General features: G+C 65.0%; 13 protein-coding genes. 5 read left to right on the top strand and 8 right to left on the bottom strand.

Annotated elements, in window-relative coordinates:
- The first annotated feature begins 61 nt into the window (after positions 1–61).
- Positions 62–1,549 carry a DNA cytosine methyltransferase gene (locus BLQ34_RS02855; RefSeq protein WP_231961415.1) on the top strand — a complete coding sequence of 496 codons (1,488 nt, stop codon included), beginning with the start codon at positions 62–64 and terminating at the stop codon, positions 1,547–1,549.
- A 793-nt stretch (positions 1,550–2,342) separates the two neighbouring features.
- Here BLQ34_RS02855 and BLQ34_RS18660 read toward each other — a convergent pair.
- The 4 genes from BLQ34_RS18660 to BLQ34_RS02835 form a co-directional block, all read right to left on the bottom strand.
- On the bottom strand, positions 2,343–3,029 hold the full coding sequence (locus BLQ34_RS18660; protein ID WP_157692869.1) for a hypothetical protein: 687 nt from the start codon (positions 3,027–3,029) through the stop codon (positions 2,343–2,345).
- 209 nt (positions 3,030–3,238) lie between these two features.
- Complete coding sequence (locus BLQ34_RS02845) at positions 3,239–5,380, bottom strand: hypothetical protein (RefSeq protein WP_091781205.1); 2,142 nt, start codon at positions 5,378–5,380, stop codon at positions 3,239–3,241.
- Positions 5,373–6,350: a PD-(D/E)XK motif protein gene (locus tag BLQ34_RS02840; protein WP_157692868.1), complete on the bottom strand. Its 978-nt coding sequence runs from the start codon at positions 6,348–6,350 to the stop codon at positions 5,373–5,375. Before BLQ34_RS02840 ends, BLQ34_RS02845 begins: the two co-directional genes overlap by 8 nt.
- 10 nt (positions 6,351–6,360) lie before the next feature.
- A complete protein-coding gene (locus BLQ34_RS02835) occupies positions 6,361–8,994 on the bottom strand; it encodes a Z1 domain-containing protein (RefSeq protein ID WP_091781199.1) in 2,634 nt (877 codons plus the stop codon).
- A gap of 253 nt (positions 8,995–9,247) precedes the next feature.
- Here BLQ34_RS02835 and BLQ34_RS02830 point away from each other — a divergent pair, with 253 nt between their 5' ends.
- On the top strand, positions 9,248–9,709 hold the full coding sequence (locus tag BLQ34_RS02830; RefSeq protein WP_331712520.1) for a very short patch repair endonuclease: 462 nt from the start codon (positions 9,248–9,250) through the stop codon (positions 9,707–9,709).
- A gap of 208 nt (positions 9,710–9,917) precedes the next feature.
- Here the strand turns inward: BLQ34_RS02830 and BLQ34_RS02825 are convergent, their stop codons facing one another.
- The 3 genes from BLQ34_RS02825 to BLQ34_RS02815 form a co-directional block, all read right to left on the bottom strand.
- On the bottom strand, positions 9,918–12,851 hold the full coding sequence (locus BLQ34_RS02825) for a vitamin B12-dependent ribonucleotide reductase (protein WP_091781197.1): 2,934 nt from the start codon (positions 12,849–12,851) through the stop codon (positions 9,918–9,920).
- A 116-nt stretch (positions 12,852–12,967) separates the two neighbouring features.
- Positions 12,968–13,474 (bottom strand): transcriptional regulator NrdR, encoded by a 507-nt coding sequence (nrdR, locus tag BLQ34_RS02820; protein ID WP_091781194.1) that lies wholly within the window; start codon positions 13,472–13,474, stop codon positions 12,968–12,970.
- Between the two features lie 399 nt (positions 13,475–13,873).
- On the bottom strand, positions 13,874–14,599 hold the full coding sequence (locus BLQ34_RS02815; protein ID WP_091781192.1) for a ZIP family metal transporter: 726 nt from the start codon (positions 14,597–14,599) through the stop codon (positions 13,874–13,876).
- Between the two features lie 278 nt (positions 14,600–14,877).
- Between BLQ34_RS02815 and BLQ34_RS02810 the strand changes: the two genes are divergently transcribed.
- On the top strand, positions 14,878–15,513 hold the full coding sequence (locus BLQ34_RS02810; protein ID WP_091781189.1) for a GNAT family N-acetyltransferase: 636 nt from the start codon (positions 14,878–14,880) through the stop codon (positions 15,511–15,513).
- Between the two features lie 236 nt (positions 15,514–15,749).
- Here the strand turns inward: BLQ34_RS02810 and BLQ34_RS02805 are convergent, their stop codons facing one another.
- Positions 15,750–16,172, bottom strand: a complete 423-nt coding sequence (locus BLQ34_RS02805) for an SRPBCC family protein (RefSeq protein WP_091781186.1) — start codon at positions 16,170–16,172, stop codon at positions 15,750–15,752.
- Positions 16,173–16,236: 64 nt separating this feature from the next.
- Between BLQ34_RS02805 and BLQ34_RS02800 the strand changes: the two genes are divergently transcribed.
- Positions 16,237–17,388, top strand: a complete 1,152-nt coding sequence (locus tag BLQ34_RS02800; RefSeq protein WP_091781184.1) for a winged helix DNA-binding domain-containing protein — start codon at positions 16,237–16,239, stop codon at positions 17,386–17,388.
- A 246-nt stretch (positions 17,389–17,634) separates the two neighbouring features.
- On the top strand, positions 17,635–18,873 hold the full coding sequence (locus BLQ34_RS02795; protein ID WP_157692867.1) for a CHAP domain-containing protein: 1,239 nt from the start codon (positions 17,635–17,637) through the stop codon (positions 18,871–18,873).
- Positions 18,874–18,885 lie beyond the last annotated feature (12 nt).

Here is an 18,885-nt window from a genome sequence, read left to right as displayed (position 1 = left end):
GCCACTGTGAACACAGGGCTGGGCCCGAAGCAGTCGGGGCCACTGCGACAAATCATTTGGGGTGACACAGCACGTGACGGCCATTCCCGTCGTGGACGTCTTCGCAGGTCCAGGGGGACTGAATGAGGGCTTCTCATCATTGCTCGACGCCCATGGAAACTCCATCTTCGAAACGGTCAACTCATTCGAGATGGAGTCAGCTGCTGTCAACACGTTGCGCTTGCGGGCCGCACTGCGAACTATCCGCCGCAACACTGGAAGCACCCCCAACGCCGCATATCGCTTTCTTCGTGGCGAACTTTCCTACGGCGACATGGCGGCGGACCCCGACGTCTCGGCCGCTCTAAAAGATGCAGAAAGCGAAGTCCGCCAACTGGAGTTGGGCCAAGAGACTCGACTCGAGTCTGATGCCATAATCCGCGGATCCCTCCAAAGCACCGACGACCCGTGGATTCTCGTTGGCGGGCCGCCCTGCCAAGCCTATTCTCTGGCCGGCAGATCACGTCGCACCAACGACCCCACATTCGTCCACGATGAGAAGCACTTTCTATATCGTGAGTATCTCCACATTCTTCAGCAGCACCGCCCAACTGTGTTCGTGATGGAAAACGTTAAGGGCATGTTGTCGTCGCGGCACGACGGCGGGTCGATCTTTCGTAAAATTCTAGATGACCTGCGATCTCCAGCGTTTGGGCTCGAGTACGACGTTCGCTCCTTCGTCCTCCCCGGCTCAGACCTCCAACCGCAGGACTTCATTCTTCGGGCTGAACGCTTCGGGGTTCCTCAACGCCGCCATAGAGTGATCTTGTTAGGTGTTCGCACTGATAGCGGCTTGGGGCGGCATGAACTCCTTCAGCAGGGGGAGCTCGTCACAGTCGAGAACGCAATCGGCGATATGCCGCGTATCAGGTCGATGATCTCGCCGCGTAGCAAAGACAGCGAAGAGGCATTCGTCGAGATCAGGAGCGCCGCGAGAAGGCTTGCAGAACGGGCCGGATCACAACGTTGCGCGCCGGTCGGTCGCGGCTTCATCGCCGCCCACGGCAACGCACCTGCCTCGGACCCGCTGAAGATGTGGCTGACCGACCCGACTCTCGGCGGCCATATTCAACATGAGAGCAGAGCGCACATGCCGGCGGACCTCATGCGGTACGCCTACTTGTCAGCGAAGGCGCAGCAGGGCGAATTTCCCAGGGTCAACGAACTCCCCCCCGCCCTCATCCCGAATCACCGCAACGCGGCGCGAGTGGACGCGCCGTTCGCAGATCGCTTTAGGGTACAGCGGTGGGATATGCCGAGCACCACCGTCGTTTCCCACATTTCAAAGGACGGGCACTACTACGTACACCCCGACCCCGAGCAAATGCGCAGCCTCTCCGTCCGCGAGGCGGCAAGGCTGCAGACATTCCCAGACGACTATTTCTTCACAGGCAACCGGACGCAGCAGTACCACCAAGTTGGAAACGCCGTTCCCCCGCTGTTGGCACGTCAGCTCGGGGCCACGGTCGCCAAACTCTTGGGCAGGGAGATCGGCGTCGGTCAACTCTGACGCATATCCGCGCACGCAGGTCTTGATCGGGAATTAGGGCCGCGAGCCGGGCTCTGGAGTGCCTACCCAACTTTGCCAGCCTCTGCCTGCACGAGTTCCGCGAGCTCGTCACGCGTTAGCAAGTCGAGCATGAGAGGTCCCGTGCGATGTCGGACTCGTTTGTAAAGTTCGCGCGCGTACTCAGATCGAGCAGTGCCAGTCCGGTGGTGAAGCACGGCCGTGGCCAACTCATGTACAAGCGCTCCGTTTCTAGCGACGGCAGAGCGCTCGAGCAACCCGACAAGCTCGTCCTCGCCCAAGATCGGATCCCCGGAAAGGAGCACGGCCCCGAGCGCGTCCCACCGCATCCAAGCACGACTTAGCACATTGCGCTCGCGCTTGGTTCCGAGCCCACGATCGTCCACCAAGTCGGTGAATCTCGTGACGGCTACGTCGGGCAACAGGACGAGCGTAAGGAAACTCCATGTCCCCGCATGTGCCGCGTCAGCGGGAAGGATCTCCAATGACTCATGCAGAGCTTGGCCCAGCAGCGCGTCGAACTTCGGTTGCTGATTGCGTGGAACCCCACCGCCGTCCACCCAGTGCCCCACGGCCTCCAAGACCCTTCCACGGACTCTTAGAAGGTCGTCCCCCGTTGACTTACGACCGCCCGTAGCGACGTGCGCGGCTTTCGGGTGTGATGCTGAAGCCAATGCCGTGACGCCAGTTGTTCCCATCTTTGATGTGTCGCGCACTAAGGCCAGTAACTCGCGAGCTGGTTCCCCCGGAAGACGCGGATACGTGAACATGCCACTCATGACAATGTCACTTCCATTCCCATGGATGACTGCAGAACACGTTCGAATCTCGCCGCGTCGGCGACTTTCATCTCTCCTACTGCTTCCAAGCTCATGCCAAAGTGGTCGTTAGCCATTTGTCTGGCAACTGACCCGAAAGACTCATCATCGAAACCTGACGCCCCGCCCTCTCGGCCCACTACGCGCTCGAATGCCACGAGCAAGATGGCCCGGACGATGTCGATTCGCACAACGCTACCCAGGGCGCCGTATGTCTTGGGATCAGCTGCGGCCAGCCCCGCACCTACAGGATGGTCAGTGTTCAGGACCAAACGAACAGCTCCTCTGAAGGCATCGTTCATGTCGTCCACGTCGATTCGGACCGACCAAGCTGCAGGCTCCCACCTCAAATCATTGAAGCTCAACGCCTCCGTGGGGAATCTGCTCGCATCTCCCTCCAGTACCAGTCGAGTTGTAGGGGACTCCGCCAACCTAGAGCCAGACAACGTCGCCGTATGACCGTGCGCCGCACGAGAACCTTTGAGAACCACATGACATGTCATCTTCAACTCAAGGGCGACAGCGCCGGCTGGTACGTCCACGTCGATGGAGGCATCTGACGAAGCCAGATACTCGTCCACTCCTAGCCGCGAAACGAATCGCCGGGAAGTGGATGGGCAGTCGACCGTCACGACAATCTCCATTTCAGAGTGTCCACCCAGGCCCGTCGAACTCAATAATTCATCTCGATCAAACTCAGGCGCCGTGCCAATCCGGATCGCTTGGTCGTAGTCCCAACTATCTAGGCGGGGTCCGAGAGGACGACGTTCCACCGCGGTCACCAAATCCCAGCCTGCCCACTTGACGGACCTTGCCGACGCAACGATATGGGGCTGGATCCTGACCCTAGCCATCACGCCACCACGTCAACTTGGATATCCACTGCTAGATCAACTTTGGCTCGGACGAGAACCCAGCAGGCCCCTGTTTGCGACGCAAAGGTTGTTGCGGCAGCCCCTTGTCGCGAGACCAGTTCCAAGTCAGGTCGTTCGGCCGACCAGCCAATAACCTCGACGTCGCCCCCGCCGCTGTCGCTACCGCCATCGACGCCGATGGAACCTCGGGCAACGAGCGTTGCCGGCAGGTCCGCGTCAGACACGAGAAGTTCGAGAGCGACTAGGCGGTCCCCGTGCTCGTCGACTGGACCCATTGCCTGGCCCGTGACGTCTACTCTCGGCTTCCGACTGCCAGGCGCGGAAGGACGCGAGGGTCGGGGCTCTGGCCGACTGGCGGAGACCGTGGGCACTAAGTCAGCTAGCGCATCCGCGATTGCCGCAACTGATCCTCGTGAGCCTGGCTGCAAGTCGGGCAGCCCGATGGGCTGAGCGAAGTTGTCGGCGATCTCCCTGATCCTCCGCAGGCCGACGCGAACTTGTGTCTTTCCCCACCTGTCGTCCGCGCCGTCCGGAACCCAGTCATCGTGAGCCGGAGGTTCTGAAGATGCGAACACTGGATCCAAGGCGGTGACCGGCTTGAAGACACCCATCCAGCGAAATCCCGGTTCGCCCAAGGGCAATGCCGGCAGGTACTTCACGACCAGTTCAGCCGAGTTCCTCATCAAGGCCACATGCCGCGCCGGTTCCTCGATGGGAACGATATCTTCAGCGAAGGTGTCGATGGTGCGGTGCTGATAGCGCTGCAACGCCAAATGCCCCAAAAGAGTCAGGGGACGCTGGCACCAGACTTCCTCGACCAACACCGGAGGAAATGCATCGGGCACATCTTCGCCGTCTTGAACGGCACGTACGGAACGGAGACATGCGTTCAGACTGTCTAGGTGCGGATTGGTGAGTCCTTCGGGGAAGACCTGCAGCGAGCTTCCCTGAAGCTGGATATCGATGTTCATGCGGACGTCCCCCTCGCGCGCCTCGAGGCGCTTGGGCCAAAGGTGCCAGCGCACCGCCTCCGCAAGAAGAGGGACGTCACGGTCGGGCGACTTGGAGCCCAAGTCAGGGCAGAGAATAAGTATCGAAGTCCCTGTCTCGCCCCCCACAAAACCCTTGTTGAAGACGGCGGCCCCCAAGCGCGACGCCGCGGGGCCGATCAGGGGTTGGATATGGCCATCGATCATGCGCCCCCACCAGTGGCGACCGGTGTATCGGTAACCACCCATATCAAATCGATCGCCGATCGAGGAGCCGATGATGCGATCCTCTATCCCCGTCTCGGTGTGCACGCGGCTCCACATGAGCACGGTTCCCAGGCGACTGGCTTTGTAGGCCACGGTCTTGCCAAAACCGTAGGTACCGCCCGATGCAGCTACTTCATGCTTTCCACCCAGGTTGAAGACCAAATCAACGAAATTGGTTGGAGTGCCATCTGGCACCGAGAGGTCGTTCCTCGTCGGTCCTCGCAGGCCAACCGTGCCGCGATCACTGATCTCAAGAGCCCAAATGGGCTCCTCCATGGACTCGACAATGTCGACGTCAGCCGCCGTTTCCGGAAAGCAGATGTCCCTTAACGTGTCCGTGGCTTCTGGACTCAGCAAACGCATATTGATGACGAAATCAACGTCTGATTCGAAGGTTCTCGCGTCCCAGGCGTTTTGAGCTGTCTCCCTCACCAGCACCGACGCGAGGGGGATGTTGGGCGTGCCGAGCAATTTCTTGGCGCCATCCCCATCGATGTCTCCCGGGCTGTATCTCTTGGGATACCAGCTGAGGGGTTCGATGGGGGGACCTTCGAGGGCCTGCGGGTCCGGCTCGCGAGCGCCAGGCTCCGAGGCGAGGTCAAGCCTGTGCAGCGAGATCACTTCGTCTGTGGCAGCCCTATCACCCCCAGTCTCAGCTCCTCCGATGCCCAACACCGCCCCACGGGCGGCCGCTTCGAAGGAATAGCCCTGCCGCCTGAAGTGCTTCGCGAGACTCCATGTGTCCCCGCGCGCCTGCGCGCCTTCACGACGGATGTACGCAGCGAGCACCGTGTTCTCGTTTAGCTCCGCACCCTTGATGTGCTCTTGGACGCCCGCTGCCGCCTGCTGCAGATCGTCAGCCATCGTTTCGCCATCCCCTTACCAAGGCATCGACGTGCTCCGCCGTCATGGGCGCACCTACAGCATCCAAGCTCAATTCGTATTTGATGGCGCTGACGCCGCGCAGTGCGGTTGGGCCAAGCCGCGACTCGCGCACCCCCGGAAAGTCGGCACCGACAACCCACCACCTGTCAGAGGTGACTGCAAACCTGGTGTTGAAGGGAATCGGAGTCTCGTAGACGTACCCGGCTCCTTCGATCTTGGCGAGCAGCTCCGCCGCTGGATAACCCAGTTCCAAGAGGGATTCGATTCGTTCATCAAGGGACGGCGCCCGTCGGTCCTCCTTGAGGCGAAACACAGCAAGGCACAGGTCTGCTAGGTCGGTGGGGTCGAGTTGTGCGGCATTGCTGACATGTATCCGGTTTCCTTCAAGCGATCTCGTAGTTTTGACTTCTATCGCTCGCGCGGCACTCGAATAGAAGTCGTGGGCGTGGCCATCTGGTCCCCACCAGGCGTCAAGTGCCTGCACGATCCCAACACTCCCCGATAGCCGGCCCAGTACCTCCAGCTCGCCGATCAGGCCGACCACCTGCTCTCGGGTGGGCCCGGACGGCACCCCCCGAAACAGGTCGCGCCACTCGTGTAGCGCCGTGAGGAGTGCGGCGCCGGGTCGGTCGCCGGCGTCTATGCGTGCCGCGACGTCAGCCACCAGCCGTTCGAACACAAGCGCCAGCCGCGTGTCCAAGCACTTCAAATCGGCATAGACCACAGATTCCGAGCCCACTGCAAGGATCCGTGTGCCAAGGACCAAGGCGGCCGACTGTCGGTCACCCGTGATCTCTTCGGGCACCTGGACCAAGAGATGGCGAAAACCGTCACTGTCGATCCCCACGCGTAGGTCTGTATTGCCGACACGCACCTGCCTAGTCGACAGTTCGGTTCCCGTTGGAGCCTCACCGCTTGCCAGGAGCACGAATTCCTCGCCGATGTTCACGTTCACCGCGTCAGGGCCCATCTGTCGGTCCGCTGAATGCTGACGCTACGAAATCGTTCTCAAGGTCTCTGAACTCCTCCGGGTCGTCATCGTCATCGAACTCTGGCGTCCAGTCGGGCCGGACCGCGAGGAAGGTGCCGTCTTCGGACACATCGCCATCAAGCACCGGGGGGAAGACGATCCCGACGCCGATCAAGTGTTCTGGCGACTCGAGCGGGCGTCGAGAAGTCGTTTCCACAGCGAACACCGGCTTCGATTCCTTGGAGATCGGGTAGAGCAGGAGAAGCCCTCGATCGCAGTCAGCGTCAGCCCTTACTGCTTGATAGCCTTCGCCAACGTTGACGCGGCCAATCGCTGAAGCCCCTAGGTCAACGACCGCGTCGCCCTTTGTCATCAGCCCCTTGATGTTTGCGTAGCTCGTCGGGGATTTTAGCGGCGCTCGAACAAGACCGTTGACCTGTCCAATAGGCCCAAGGTCAACTGTTCCGACGCGCTCCCTAGCACGACTGACGACGGCAACGTTCCACGCCCGGTCCGCAGCGAACTTGTTGAGCCACTGCACGATCTGTGTTCCCGACAGCTCCCCGCCTGGATAGAAGCGGTAAGCCGAGAGAAAGGCGAGCACGGCTCCAGACCCAACCCCGTGGAATACGCGGGTGCTGCCGACCGTGGCGGACTCGCCCACCGCAACGCAGTCGTCCAGCAGTTGGCGGGCGGCACTGAGATTCGCGAGCTGGACTGTTGAATCCTTCTCTTCGAATTGGATGGTCTGGTGCCGTTGGCCGGAGAAGCTGATCTGCACGGCCTGCGCGAAATGCATCTTGTTTCTGGCAGTGATCGCCAAGTTGCCTGGGTGCGCCCGGACGCGAAGTCCGTACTGATGAGGAGAAACGCCTCGCGTCCCCATCGAGCTCATCTCCTCACGAATCTCCCACTCCACGTGGGCAAGGAACCTGAAGTCCTCACGGATGCTCGACGTCATCCAGACTCGCGGTAGCTCCTCGTAACCCGAGCGGTAGCCGAACCATCGACCCATCTGGAGCAACGTGTCGTAGGCGCGAGCAGCCCGCGTGAAGTAGGAGACGACGAGCCCCTCGAGCGTCAGGCCGCGCGAGAGCGTTGACCCTCCGACCGCAATCACCGTTTCGACGAGTTCCAGTCCATCCGCGCCTTTGCGTCCGTAGTCGAGCCGGTCCGTCGAATTGCCGTTGTCGACCACGACACGGGTGGATCTGAGAACGTCCTCTAGGGCGAGTGTTACGTCCTGCCAAGACACGGGTTCGCGCCCGTCCGATGGCAGGACACGCGGATACTCGGCGTCCCACACGGCTTTGAACTGGTCGAGGCCCACGTTGGTCACTTCGTCTACAAGGTCATTCAATAGCGTGTCCACCAACGCCTTCGTCTTGAAGTGTGGCTCCACGTAAGGGGTCGTGTGGACGAGCATCGAGCTGTGCTTTTCCACGCCATCGCGTGCCCGCCGGGCAGCGGTGGCGAGGAGGAACCAACGGGTGGCGCTAACTAGCGAATCCGCCAGCACCGGTTTCCACCCCTCTCGATCCGCCTTCTTCGTAGGAGCATTTAGGAGCTCGGCCTCCGCGTCTGGGATGACCCTGGCCATGTCAAGGCCATCGTCGACCTCATCCTCAGAGACTTGCAGAGGCATACCGAAGATCTGCTCGGCACCGTAGTAGGCCCCCGGCCTTGGCAGGTCCACGATGAAGTCCTCTGGGTACAGATCGGTCTCGTCGTTTGGATCCATAAAGACATTCGCGAACGGCGTGGCCGTGTAGCCGACGTAAGTCCCCGTCGGGACCTCTGACCAGATCTCTCGGATCAACTCATTGATGCGAGACATCTCGTCACGTGCAGCCCGCGTATTCGGCGTGGCTTGGTCGGCCTCATCGTCAATCAACAGGATGGGGCACGCCCTCCTCGCCTCCAGCGGAATGTTGTGCAGCCAGTCACGAAGACGCCGCAGCCGAGATGGATTCTTCTTGACGACCGCCAACATGTGCAGCCTGCTCGCGACGCGCGCCGTCCCATTCGGCACCTGACCGAAGTCGGCGTCGGCGTCGGTCAAGGGATCCCACAGCCCAGGTATGCGCAAGTCGTTGTCTAGCCGCACTTGGGTCTGTTTCCGGAGGTTGTTATGTATTCCGGACATCACGATCGCGATCCGATAGCCAGCGTCCCCGGCTTTGGCGATCACTGCGGCATAGTTCGCAGTCTTGCCCGACTGGACGTGGCCAACGACGAGGCCCTTCTTCTTGTTGCCACGAATGGTCGGGTCAGCGAGATGCGCCACGATCTTGGTCGAGGCGGTATCCAGGGAGAGCAGTTGGTCGGGCTTTTCGTGCCACCCACTCGCCACCAAGTAGGCAGGCCAGTGGACGTCTCCCTCAACTGGCCCCGTGTACCAGTGAGACTGCCTGGCCTCATCGCGGCTGCTTCGGAAGGCCCCACCCGGGTTATCGAGGATCTCGTTTCTGGCGGCTTCCGCCTTGAGTGCCTCAACAGCGGAGTCGACGAAGTCTGGGGGTACACCGAAGCCGCGAATGATCTGGTTCCCAGCCTCTCGTAGGGACACGTTGTGCGCGCGAGCGTGCCGCACGATCGTCTCTTGGATCATCTGAGTGTCCATGGGATGTCTTTCTTCACGGAGGCGGGCTCTGGCTCTCTCTCGTCACGTCGTTTGACTGCTGGTGGCTCCCGGCCCTTGCGGTGGCGATCCCGGACTATGCGTGCGCCGCCGAGTTGGCCCCCGACCGGCTCAGACCGGGTGACAACGGTGTTCTACCATCGGCCACCACCAATCGTGACCGTTCCTGACAAAATGGCTCAGAACAACCGCGCCCTGCAGTGTTCTCTCTGTAGGTCGCGGCCGCCATTGGAGTGTGGACTGGCCGAGAGGAGGATCCCGGACCGTGAATGAACGAATCCCAAACCGATTGGCTCCGAGCAAGGAGTTGAGCGAACGATTCTCAAGGCAGAAGCGCTTGGGGACTGGCCCCGAGATGGCACTGCGTCGCGAATTGCACGCACGGGGTCTGCGCTATCGCGTCCAGCACAGGATCGAGGGGCTGCCACGCAGACGCGCTGACATCGTCTTCACTCGACGCAAGGTGGCGGTATTCGTCGATGGATGTTTCTGGCATGCCTGCCCGGACCACTGCGTAGTGCCCATGGCGAACCGAGAGTGGTGGCTCTGGAAGTTCAGCACCAATCGAGCGCGTGACAGGGACACGGACGAAAAGCTGATCGGACTCGACTGGACTGTCATCCGAATTTGGGAGCACGAGCAAACCCGTGACGCCGCGGACCGCGTCGAGATGATCTTGCGCTCTCTAGGAACCTAGATCCACTTTGACGGCGGACGGGTCACAGGTCGCCCACCTACGAGCCACGGTTTGCTTCTACTGACCACGGCGCTGCCGCACTGTCAGCATCCAGCTGCCGCACTGTCAGCATCCAATGTATGCGTTCGGCGTCGACCTCGTGGAGCCAATACGACGGTGGGCCCGGAGCGAACATCGCTCCGGGCCCACCGTCGTCTAGCTGGCTAGGTCAGCTGCAGCCGCTGGTGCTGCCGCAGCCTTCGCAGACGTAGCAGGAGCCAGCGGGGCGCATCTTGGTGCCGCAGGTCATGCACATCGGGGCGTCCGCGGAGATGCCCTGGAACTTCTCCAGGAGCTCGGCGCTCGAGTGGACCTCGACCGAGACCTCGCGAGCGCTGGCGGCACCCGCCCCGGACTTCACGGCGTCGGCGTCGAGTGCCTTGCCCTCGACCGCAGGGGTGGAGGCGGCAGCGGCCGGCTTGGAGACAGGGGCGGACTGGGAGAAGTTCTCCAGCTCGTCCTCGAGCTCCTCGTCCGACTCGGTGTCGGCCTCGATCGCGGTGTAGGAGCCGGTCTCCAGCTGGCGAGCGCGCTCGGCAGCGGTGTGGATGCCCATGAACGACCGGGTGTCGAAGTCCATGTGGTCCAGCGCCAGGCGACGGAACACGTAGTCCATGATCGACTGCGCCATCCGCACGTCGGGGTCGTCGGTCAGGCCAGCCGGCTCGAACCGCAGGTTGGTGAACTTCTCCACGAAGGTCTCCAGCGGCACGCCGTACTGCAGGCCGATCGACACCGCGATCGAGAAGGCGTCCATCACACCGGCCAGGGTCGAGCCCTGCTTGCCGAACTTGAGGAAGATCTCGCCCAGGTCGCCCGACTCGTAGGTGCCGGCCGTGAGGTAACCCTCCGCGCCACCGACCGCGAACGAGGTGGTCTGCGAGGTCCGGCGCTTCGGCAGGCGCTTGCGCACCGGGCGGTACTCGATGACCTTCTCGACCTTGGCCTCGGCAGCAGCCGAGTCCTTCGAGGCGGCAGCGTCCTTAGCGGTGGAACCACCGTCGGACAGTGGCTGGCCGACCTTGCAGTTGTCGCGGTAGACCGCGATCGCCTTGAGGCCCATCTTCCAGCCCTGCATGTGGACGTCCTCGATCTCCTCGACCGTGGCGTTCTCAGGCAGGTTGACCGTCTTGCTGATCGCGCCGGACAGGAACGGCTGGACCGCCGCCATCATCCGCACGTGACCCATGGCCTCGATCGAGCGGGCGCCCATCGCGGTGTCGAAGATCTCGTAGTGCTCGGTCTTCAGACCGGGGGCGTCGATGACGTGCCCCTTGTCGGCGATGTACTCGACGATCGCCTCGATGGTCTCGCCGGTGTAGCCCAGCTTCTTCAGCGCACGCGGGATGGTGAGGTTGACGATCTGCATCGACCCGCCACCGACGAGCTTCTTGAACTTCACCAGCGAGAAGTCGGGCTCGATGCCGGTGGTGTCGCAGTCCATCATGAAGCCGATGGTGCCGGTCGGCGCGAGCACCGAGGCCTGCGCGTTGCGGTAGCCGTTCTTCTCGCCGACCTTGACCACGTCGTCCCAGGCCTTGGTGGCCGCACGGTGGATCGCGGTGTCCATCGTGTCGAGGGTGCGGATCGCGTCGTTGGCGCTCTGGTGCTTGCGCATCACGCGCTTGTGGGCGTCCGCGTTCCGGGCGTACCCGGCATACGCGCCGACGACACCGGCGAGCTCCGCGGACCGCTTGTAGGCGGCACCGGTGAGCAGCGAGGTGATCGCGGCCGCGAGCGAGCGGCCACCCTCGGAGTCGTAGCCGTGACCGGTCGCCATGAGCAGCGCGCCCAGGTTGGCGTAGCCGATGCCCAGCTGGCGGTAGTCGACGGTGGTCTTGCCGATCGCCTCGGTCGGGAAGTCGGCGAAGCAGATCGAGATGTCCATCGCCGTGATGACCAGCTCGGCGACCTGCTGGAACTTCTTGGCGTCGAAGGTGTCGTCGTCCTTGAGGAACTTCAGCAGGTTGAGCGAGGCCAGGTTGCAGGACGAGTTGTCGAGCGACATGTACTCGGAGCACGGGTTGGACGCGGTGATCCGGCCGGTCTCGGGGTTGGTGTGCCAGTCGTTGATCACGTCGTCGTACTGGATGCCCGGGTCGGCGCACTCCCAGGCGGCCTCGGCGAGCTTGCGGAACAGCTCACGGGCGTCGACGGTGTCGATGACCTCACCGGTGGTGCGCGAGCGCAGCCCGAAGTCGGTGCCGGCCTCGACCGCCTTCATGAACTCGTCGCTGACGCGGACCGAGTTGTTGGCGTTCTGGTACTGGACCGAGGTGATGTCCTTGCCACCGAGGTCCATGTCGAAGCCGGCGTCACGCAGCGCGCGGATCTTGTCCTCCTCGCGCGCCTTGGTCTCGACGAACTCCATGATGTCGGGGTGGTCGACGTCGAGCACGACCATCTTGGCCGCACGACGGGTCGCGCCACCGGACTTGATCGTCCCCGCGGACGCGTCGGCGCCACGCATGAAGGAGACCGGCCCGGACGCGGTGCCACCGGAGGACAGCAGCTCCTTGGAGGAGCGGATCCGGGAGAGGTTCAGGCCGGCGCCGGAGCCGCCCTGGAAGATCTTGCCCTCTTCCTTGTACCAGTTGAGGATCGAGTCCATCGAGTCGTCGACGGCGAGGATGAAGCAGGCGCTGACCTGCTGGGGGCTCTTGGTGCCGACGTTGAACCAGACCGGCGAGTTGAAGCTGAACACCTGGTGCAGCAGGGCGTAGGTCAGCTCGTGCTCGAAGATCTCGGCGTCCTCGGCGTTGGCGAAGTAGCCGTGGTCCTTGCCGGCCTTGACGTAGGTCAGCACGACGCGGTCGATGAGCTGCTTGAGGCCCTGCTCACGCGCCTCGGTGCCGAGCGCGCCACGGAAGTACTTGGTGGTGACGATGGTGGAGGCGTTGACGCTCCAGAAGTCGGGGAACTCGACCCCGCGCTGCTCGAAGATCGTCTCGCCGGTCTTCCAGTTCTGCTGGACGACGTCGCGCTTCTCCCAGTTCACCTCGTCGTACGGGTGCACACCAGGGGTGGTGTAGATCCGCTCAACCTTGACACCCTTGCCGGATGTCTTGCGCGCACCTGCACGTGCGCCTGCGGTTTCAGTCATTTCTGGTGGCCTCCCTAGCCCCTGGTGTTTCTACTGTTGATTGTCTCGTGCGGCACTGACAGTGCCGCGGTCGTCCGGATGCCCGTGCGGAGCGGGCGGTGGGTATGGCGCGGGGCTCAGCCCGGCGGCATACCGGCATGTCGGTCTGGCTGTCGATCCGGCTCGCGGCCGGTGGCTTCGCGCTCGGCGCGGAGCAGGGTGATCGCACCCTCGAAGTCCTCGAGGCTGTCGAACGCCTGGTAGACGCTGGCGAAGCGGAGGTAGGCCACCTCGTCGAGCTCGCGGAGCGGGCCGAGGATCGCCAGGCCCACCTCGTGGGCGTCGACCTCGGCCTGGCCCTGCTGGCGGATGCACTCCTCGACCCGCTGGGCGAGGAGGGCGAGGTCGTCCTCGGTGACCGGGCGACCCTGGCAGGCCTTGCGGACACCGACGAGGACCTTGCTGCGGCTGAACGGCTCACTGGCGCCGGAGCGCTTGGTGACCGTCAGGCTCGCGGTCTCGATGGTGGTGAAGCGGCGCCCGCACTCGGGGCACTGGCGACGGCGGCGGATCGAGCTGCCGTCGTCGGTGGTGCGCGAGTCCATCACCCGGGAGTCGGTGTGCCGGCAGAACGGACAGTGCATTTCGCGGCTCCTCCCTGGGTGCGTCACCCCCGCCGGGACCGACCCGGTTGGGGATGAGAGTGTGGATGTTCTGGGGACAACGTGTGGGTAAGTCGCCTCGCCCTGTGCACTACATGTGGACGAACTACAGCGGTGTAACCACTAGATGTAGGGATAGTCTGCCTCGGTGTGACGTGGGACGCAAGTGGTTCCGCGAAACTGCTGTCGGAGTCTGCATCGCCGCAGGTCAGGAGCTTGTGAGGGCGTGGTGCGACACGCCGAATCTGGTGCGGATGTGACTGGTGTGACGTCAGAGGCGCCCAGATATGGGGTTTGTCCAACCTTGCCTCCCCCACATCTGGTGGTGAGCGTGGTGGTGGGGCGTGGTGGTGGTGGCCGAGGGCCGGACGGCGGGCCGGCTCAGGACATCGAGAGCAGGAACGCGGCGCTGAAGCCCACCACCGTGAGCAGGCCCACCAGGCGTCCGGCGTGCTCCACCGCCTCGGGGACCATGGTGTCCGCGAGCATTGTGAGGATCGCCCCCGCCGCGAACGCCTGGATCGTCGCGACCACCGACGGGTCGGCCCCGTCGAGCAGCACGCGACCGAGTCCTGCGGCGACGGTCGACGCGGCGGCGACAGCCAGCCACATGCCCATGATGAACCGCGCACTGTGCCCAGCGGTCTTCATCCCGGCCGACGACGACAGCCCCTCGGGGATGTTGGAGAGGAAGACCGCCGCGACGACGGCGATGCCCACACCGCCGCCACCGATCGTGCTGACGCCGATCGCCGCCGACTCCGGTATGCCGTCGAGCAGGGCCCCGAGCGCGAGCGCGGAGCCTGCGGCGCCCGCCTGCGGGCCGTTGGGGCTCTTGCGGCGGTATCCCCCACGACTGTCGATCCACCAGTCGCCGAGGAAGAAGACCACCGAACCGCCCAGCAGCCCGAGGACGGTGGAGACTCCCCCTGCCTTGTCGTAGGCCTCGCCTGCCAGCTCGAAGGTCAGTGCGCTGACCAGCACCCCCGAGCCGATTGCCATGACCCAGCCGATCACCCGCGTGGAGGTCGGCAGCCACAGGCCCGCAGCAGCCCCGATGAGCAGTGCCGCGCCTCCGACGAAACCCCAGAACCCCGCCTCGAGCACGCAAGCCTCCTCGTCGGTAGCGCCGCTGACCTGCGCCGATGCAACACCGGGCGCACTGGACCCTACTCGCGTGGAGCTGAGTGAGCGCCGACCGCCCCCGCCCGTCTCCGGAGACCGGGCCGGCGCCCAGTCTGGCGGCACCGGGCGGCACCGGGCGGCACCGGGCGGCACCGGGCGGCACCGGCCTCGCAGACCACCCGGCGGCGGACGGCACCGGCCTCGGAGACCAACCGGCATACCGGACAGCGGGTGTCCGGAAGGGCTGCCAGAGTGAGCCCATGACGGCCAAGCCGACGAAGCAGCCAGCGAGCACAGCGTCGACCGAGCAGTGGGAGACGCACCCGGTGACACCCGACCGGTTCGAGGACTTCGCCGACGTGATCAACAAGAACCGCCGCCCCACGCACTGCTGGTGCCTCTCCCACCGCATCCAGGCCAAGGAGATCACCGAGCTCGGCGGCACCGGCAAGACCGCCCGCGAGAAGGCGGCCCGCGCCCTCTGCGAGCGCGAGCACCCGCCGGGGGTGGTCACCTACCTCGACGGCGAGCCGGTCGGCTGGTGCAACATCGGGCCGCGGGCCGAGATCCCGCGGCTGCGGGACTCCACGCTGATGCTGCCCGTCGACGACCTGCCGGTCTGGAGCATCGTCTGCGTCGTGGTGCGGTCGGGCTTCCGCAAGCGCGGCGTCACCCAGCACCTCATCGAGGGTGCGGTGGAGTATGCCGCGTCGAACGGCGCGCCCGCGGTCGAGGCCCACCCGGTCGACCCGGGTGGCCAGCGGATGGACCTGACGATGGCGTTCGTGGGGACCAAGGCGATGTTCGCGAAGTGCGGGTTCGAGGTGGTGGGCACCACCGACGCCGTCGCGAGCAAGCTCCCGCGGCTGGTGATGCGCCGCGACCTGAAGTCCTGAGCCGGGCTGCTCGGGGGTCGGCAGCCGGCGGGAGGCCACCATCGAGGCCCGGCGGACGGGCATCGCCGACGAAAGATGGGCAGTTCTGGTCGCGCTCGAGTACGTCGTCTTCGAGACCCGCACTTCTGGCCACCCGTGCCGCATCCCGGGCCCCCTTCGGGTCAGGGATGCGGCACCAGTGGCCAGAAGTCGCGATCTTGGGGGTGGCTCGCGCACACCTTGGCGACCTCGTGGCGTCACCGCCGCTCGCACCACGCCTTCAGGCCGGCCGCCTCGGTGGCGAGGTAGCGGTCGGTCAGCCCACGGTAGAACCGGCCCATCGTCGACCCGAGCCAGCCCGACTGCTCGACCGACAGGCGCACCCGGGTGCCGCCGTCGGCCAGCGGCTCGATGGTGTGCCGCGCCGTGGTGAGCACGCCGGGAGCCGTGGCCACCCAGGTGAAACCGTGCCCGGGCTCCAGCTCGGTCACGACGTACTCGGTCTCGGGCAGCTTCGGCTGGTTGATCTTCGCCCGGGAGCCGGCGCGCAGGGGTCCCTCGTCGAGCCGGCGCACCCAGGTGACCGTGCTGGTCCAGTCGGACCAGCGCTCGACGTCGCTCATCACCTCCCACACCCGCTCGGGTGGGGCGGCGATCTCGATCGTGGTGCTCTGCTCCATCGCCCCATGGTCCCGCGCGCGCCGCGCTCGCGCACCTGTCGGCGCCCTCGGCAAGGATGGCCGCATGGACACCTCCCGCGTCCTCGCCCAGCGCCTCGCCACCCAACGGTTGTCCTCGGCTCCCCTGCCCCGGGCCGGCGACGTCGTGCGCCTGCTCACCTGCGTGCAGAGCCAGGAGCGCGACCACGCCTTCTTCTCGCTCGGCCTGCGCTCACGCAAGGACACGTATGCCGCGGTGCAGCGCGAGTTCGACTCCGGCGCCTTCCTGCGCACGCACATCCTGCGGCCGACGTGGCACTTCGTGGCGCCCGAGGACCTGCGCTGGATCCTCGACCTCACCTCGCCCCGGGTGCTGTCGAGCATGGCGGCCCGGCACCGCCAGCTCGGGCTGGACGACGTGACGCGGATGGACGAGGGCCTGCGGCTGTTGACGGAGCTGTTGCAGGACAAGCGTTTTCGCACCCGACCCGAGCTGGGCGAGGAGTTCACCGAGCGTCGGTCGCCGATCAAGCCCGGCGAGCAGCTGGGCCACCTCCTGCTCGTCGCGGAGCTGAGCGGCCTCGTCTGCTCCGGGCCGATGAAGGGGGTCCACCACTCCTACGCACTCGTCGACGAGGTGGTCCCGCCGACGCCGCCCCGCACGCGGGACGAGGCGATGGTGGAGCTGCTGCGGCGCTACGTCGCCGGCCACGGCCCCACCAGCATCAAGGACTTCACCCGTTGGGCCACGCTCACCATCAGCGACACGAAGCAGGCGCTTGCCGAGATCGGTGACGACTTCGAGCAGGTCGAGATCGACGGGATCCCGCACTGGTTCGACCCCACCCAGGTGCGCCGACGCAGCCCGGCCGCGCCCGCGGCATACCTCTTCCCGACCTATGACGAGGTGGTGCTGAGCTATCCGCAGGTGAACTTCCCGTCGCTGCCCGACCACCCCTACGCCGAGCACAGCGACCCGTTCTGGGCCTGGGTCGTCCTCGAGTCGGTGAACGTCGGGCTGTGGAAGCGCACCGTGCGCCCGGACGTGGTCGACGTCGAGGTGCGGTTGGCGCCCGCCGTCACCAAGGAGGGTCGCACCGCGGTCCGCGTCGCCGCGCAGCGGCTGGCGAGCTTCCTCGGCCGAGAGCTGTCGTACGTCGAGAACGAGGGCACCCCACACCTGTGGGGCGGAGCCCTCGGCCACCCCGCGCGCCGTCCGCGGCGCGCAGACCGCTGACCAGCCGCAGCTGACCGCCGACCGACTCCGGCGCTGGGATGACACCAACGCCCAGACTGGCCCGTTCGGACGATGCGGTCGAGGCGCCCTGAGCACGGGCGAGCGAACTACACCGGCGTTCTTTTCCCACCAAATGGGACAAGTGCGCAGGCCGTAGGGCACTCTTTCCACGGCCCCCCGACCGGAGGCACTGCGTCGCCCGCACGCGACAACCATCCCGCCGGTCCCCCCAACCCCCGGGAAGTCATGCGACGTCACGTCCTTCGCGCTGCCGCACGCCTCGCAGCGCTCGCCCTCGCCGCCACGGCCGTCACCGCCACCCTGGCCGGCCCCGCGAGCGCCGAGACGATGGTCCGGGAGTGCAAGGCCTCGAGCATCTCCTGCATCTCGTTCACCGGCTACGCGGGCAAGTCCGTGTGGGGCTACCCGGTCAGCTCCAACGGCAACAACTGCGTCAACTACGTCGCCTACCGGCTCTCCAAGAACGGCGTGAAGACCCAGAGCGGCATGGGCAACGGCGGGAGCTGGGCGTCGAACGCGACCAAGCGCGGGTTCAAGGTCGACAAGACGGCGAAGGTCGGGTCGATCGCGCAGTGGAGCTACGGCAGTGCCTACGCCCCCGGCTACGGGCACGTCGGCTACGTCGAGGAGGTCACCTCCGCCTACATCGTCATCTCGGACTCGTCCTACGGCGGCGGCTACTCCTCCCGCTGGCGGGTGCCGCGGGGCGACCGCAACTGGCCCAGCAACTTCATCCACTTCAAGGACCAGGCCTACAAGCCACCGCCGTCCGGCAGCTTCGTCAAGGTCCGCGAGACCAGCCAGGTCTTCCGCCTGGTCGGCAAGGCCCCCGTGTTCGTGTCGACCTGGACCGCCTTCGGGGGTGTCCAGAAGACCTATCTCATCTCGAGCACGTCGCTGGCCACGCTGCCCGTGCGACCCACGGACGGCACCTTCATCAAGGGCGCCCAGCGCAAGGAGGCCTACCGCATCGCCGGTGGCGCCCCGGTCATCGTCACCTCGTGGGCGGTCTTCGGTGGCACCAAGCCGACCGTGGTCGTCGACCAGAACGCGATCGACAAGGCCGGGACCGGTGGCGCGTACAACCACCTCAACGCCGTCCCCGCCGACGGGACGTTCATCAAGACCGGCCAGCGCCTCGAGGCATACCGGATCAGTGGCGGCGCCCCCGTGGCGATCAGCTCGTGGGCCAACGTCGGCGGCTACAAGACCCCGGTGTACGTGGACCAGCTCGCGGTGGACAAGGCCGGCACCGGTGGCAAGTTCAACCACCTGCGGTTCCACCCCAAGGACGGCACCATCATCAAGGCGCTCCCGGGCACCGCGTCCTACAAGGTCACGGCGGGGGTCCCGGTCCCGACGTCAACCACGACCACTGGCACCGGCGTGGACCAGGTTGCCATCGCGAAGGCGGGCGACACCTCTGAGCTCCGCTGGACCCACCTGGCCAAGAAAAGCAGCTGAGGATCCCGGGGG

This window comes from Pedococcus dokdonensis (genome assembly GCF_900104525.1).
Lineage (GTDB): Bacteria > Actinomycetota > Actinomycetes > Actinomycetales > Dermatophilaceae > Pedococcus > Pedococcus dokdonensis.
Note: the sequence above shows the minus strand (reverse complement) of the source record. Positions and strands in the feature narration are given on the sequence as shown.

Coding starts and splice junctions, on each gene's coding strand:
- BLQ34_RS02835 (WP_091781199.1), bottom strand. CDS start 8,994: ATGGACACTCAGATGATCCAAGAGACGATCGTGCGGCACGCTCGCGCG.
- BLQ34_RS02805 (WP_091781186.1), bottom strand. CDS start 16,172: ATGGAGCAGAGCACCACGATCGAGATCGCCGCCCCACCCGAGCGGGTG.
- BLQ34_RS02845 (WP_091781205.1), bottom strand. CDS start 5,380: ATGGCTGACGATCTGCAGCAGGCGGCAGCGGGCGTCCAAGAGCACATC.
- nrdR (WP_091781194.1), bottom strand. CDS start 13,474: ATGCACTGTCCGTTCTGCCGGCACACCGACTCCCGGGTGATGGACTCG.
- BLQ34_RS02825 (WP_091781197.1), bottom strand. CDS start 12,851: ATGACTGAAACCGCAGGCGCACGTGCAGGTGCGCGCAAGACATCCGGC.
- BLQ34_RS18660 (WP_157692869.1), bottom strand. CDS start 3,029: ATGGAGATTGTCGTGACGGTCGACTGCCCATCCACTTCCCGGCGATTC.
- BLQ34_RS02810 (WP_091781189.1), top strand. CDS start 14,878: ATGACGGCCAAGCCGACGAAGCAGCCAGCGAGCACAGCGTCGACCGAG.
- BLQ34_RS02795 (WP_157692867.1), top strand. CDS start 17,635: ATGCGACGTCACGTCCTTCGCGCTGCCGCACGCCTCGCAGCGCTCGCC.
- BLQ34_RS02800 (WP_091781184.1), top strand. CDS start 16,237: ATGGACACCTCCCGCGTCCTCGCCCAGCGCCTCGCCACCCAACGGTTG.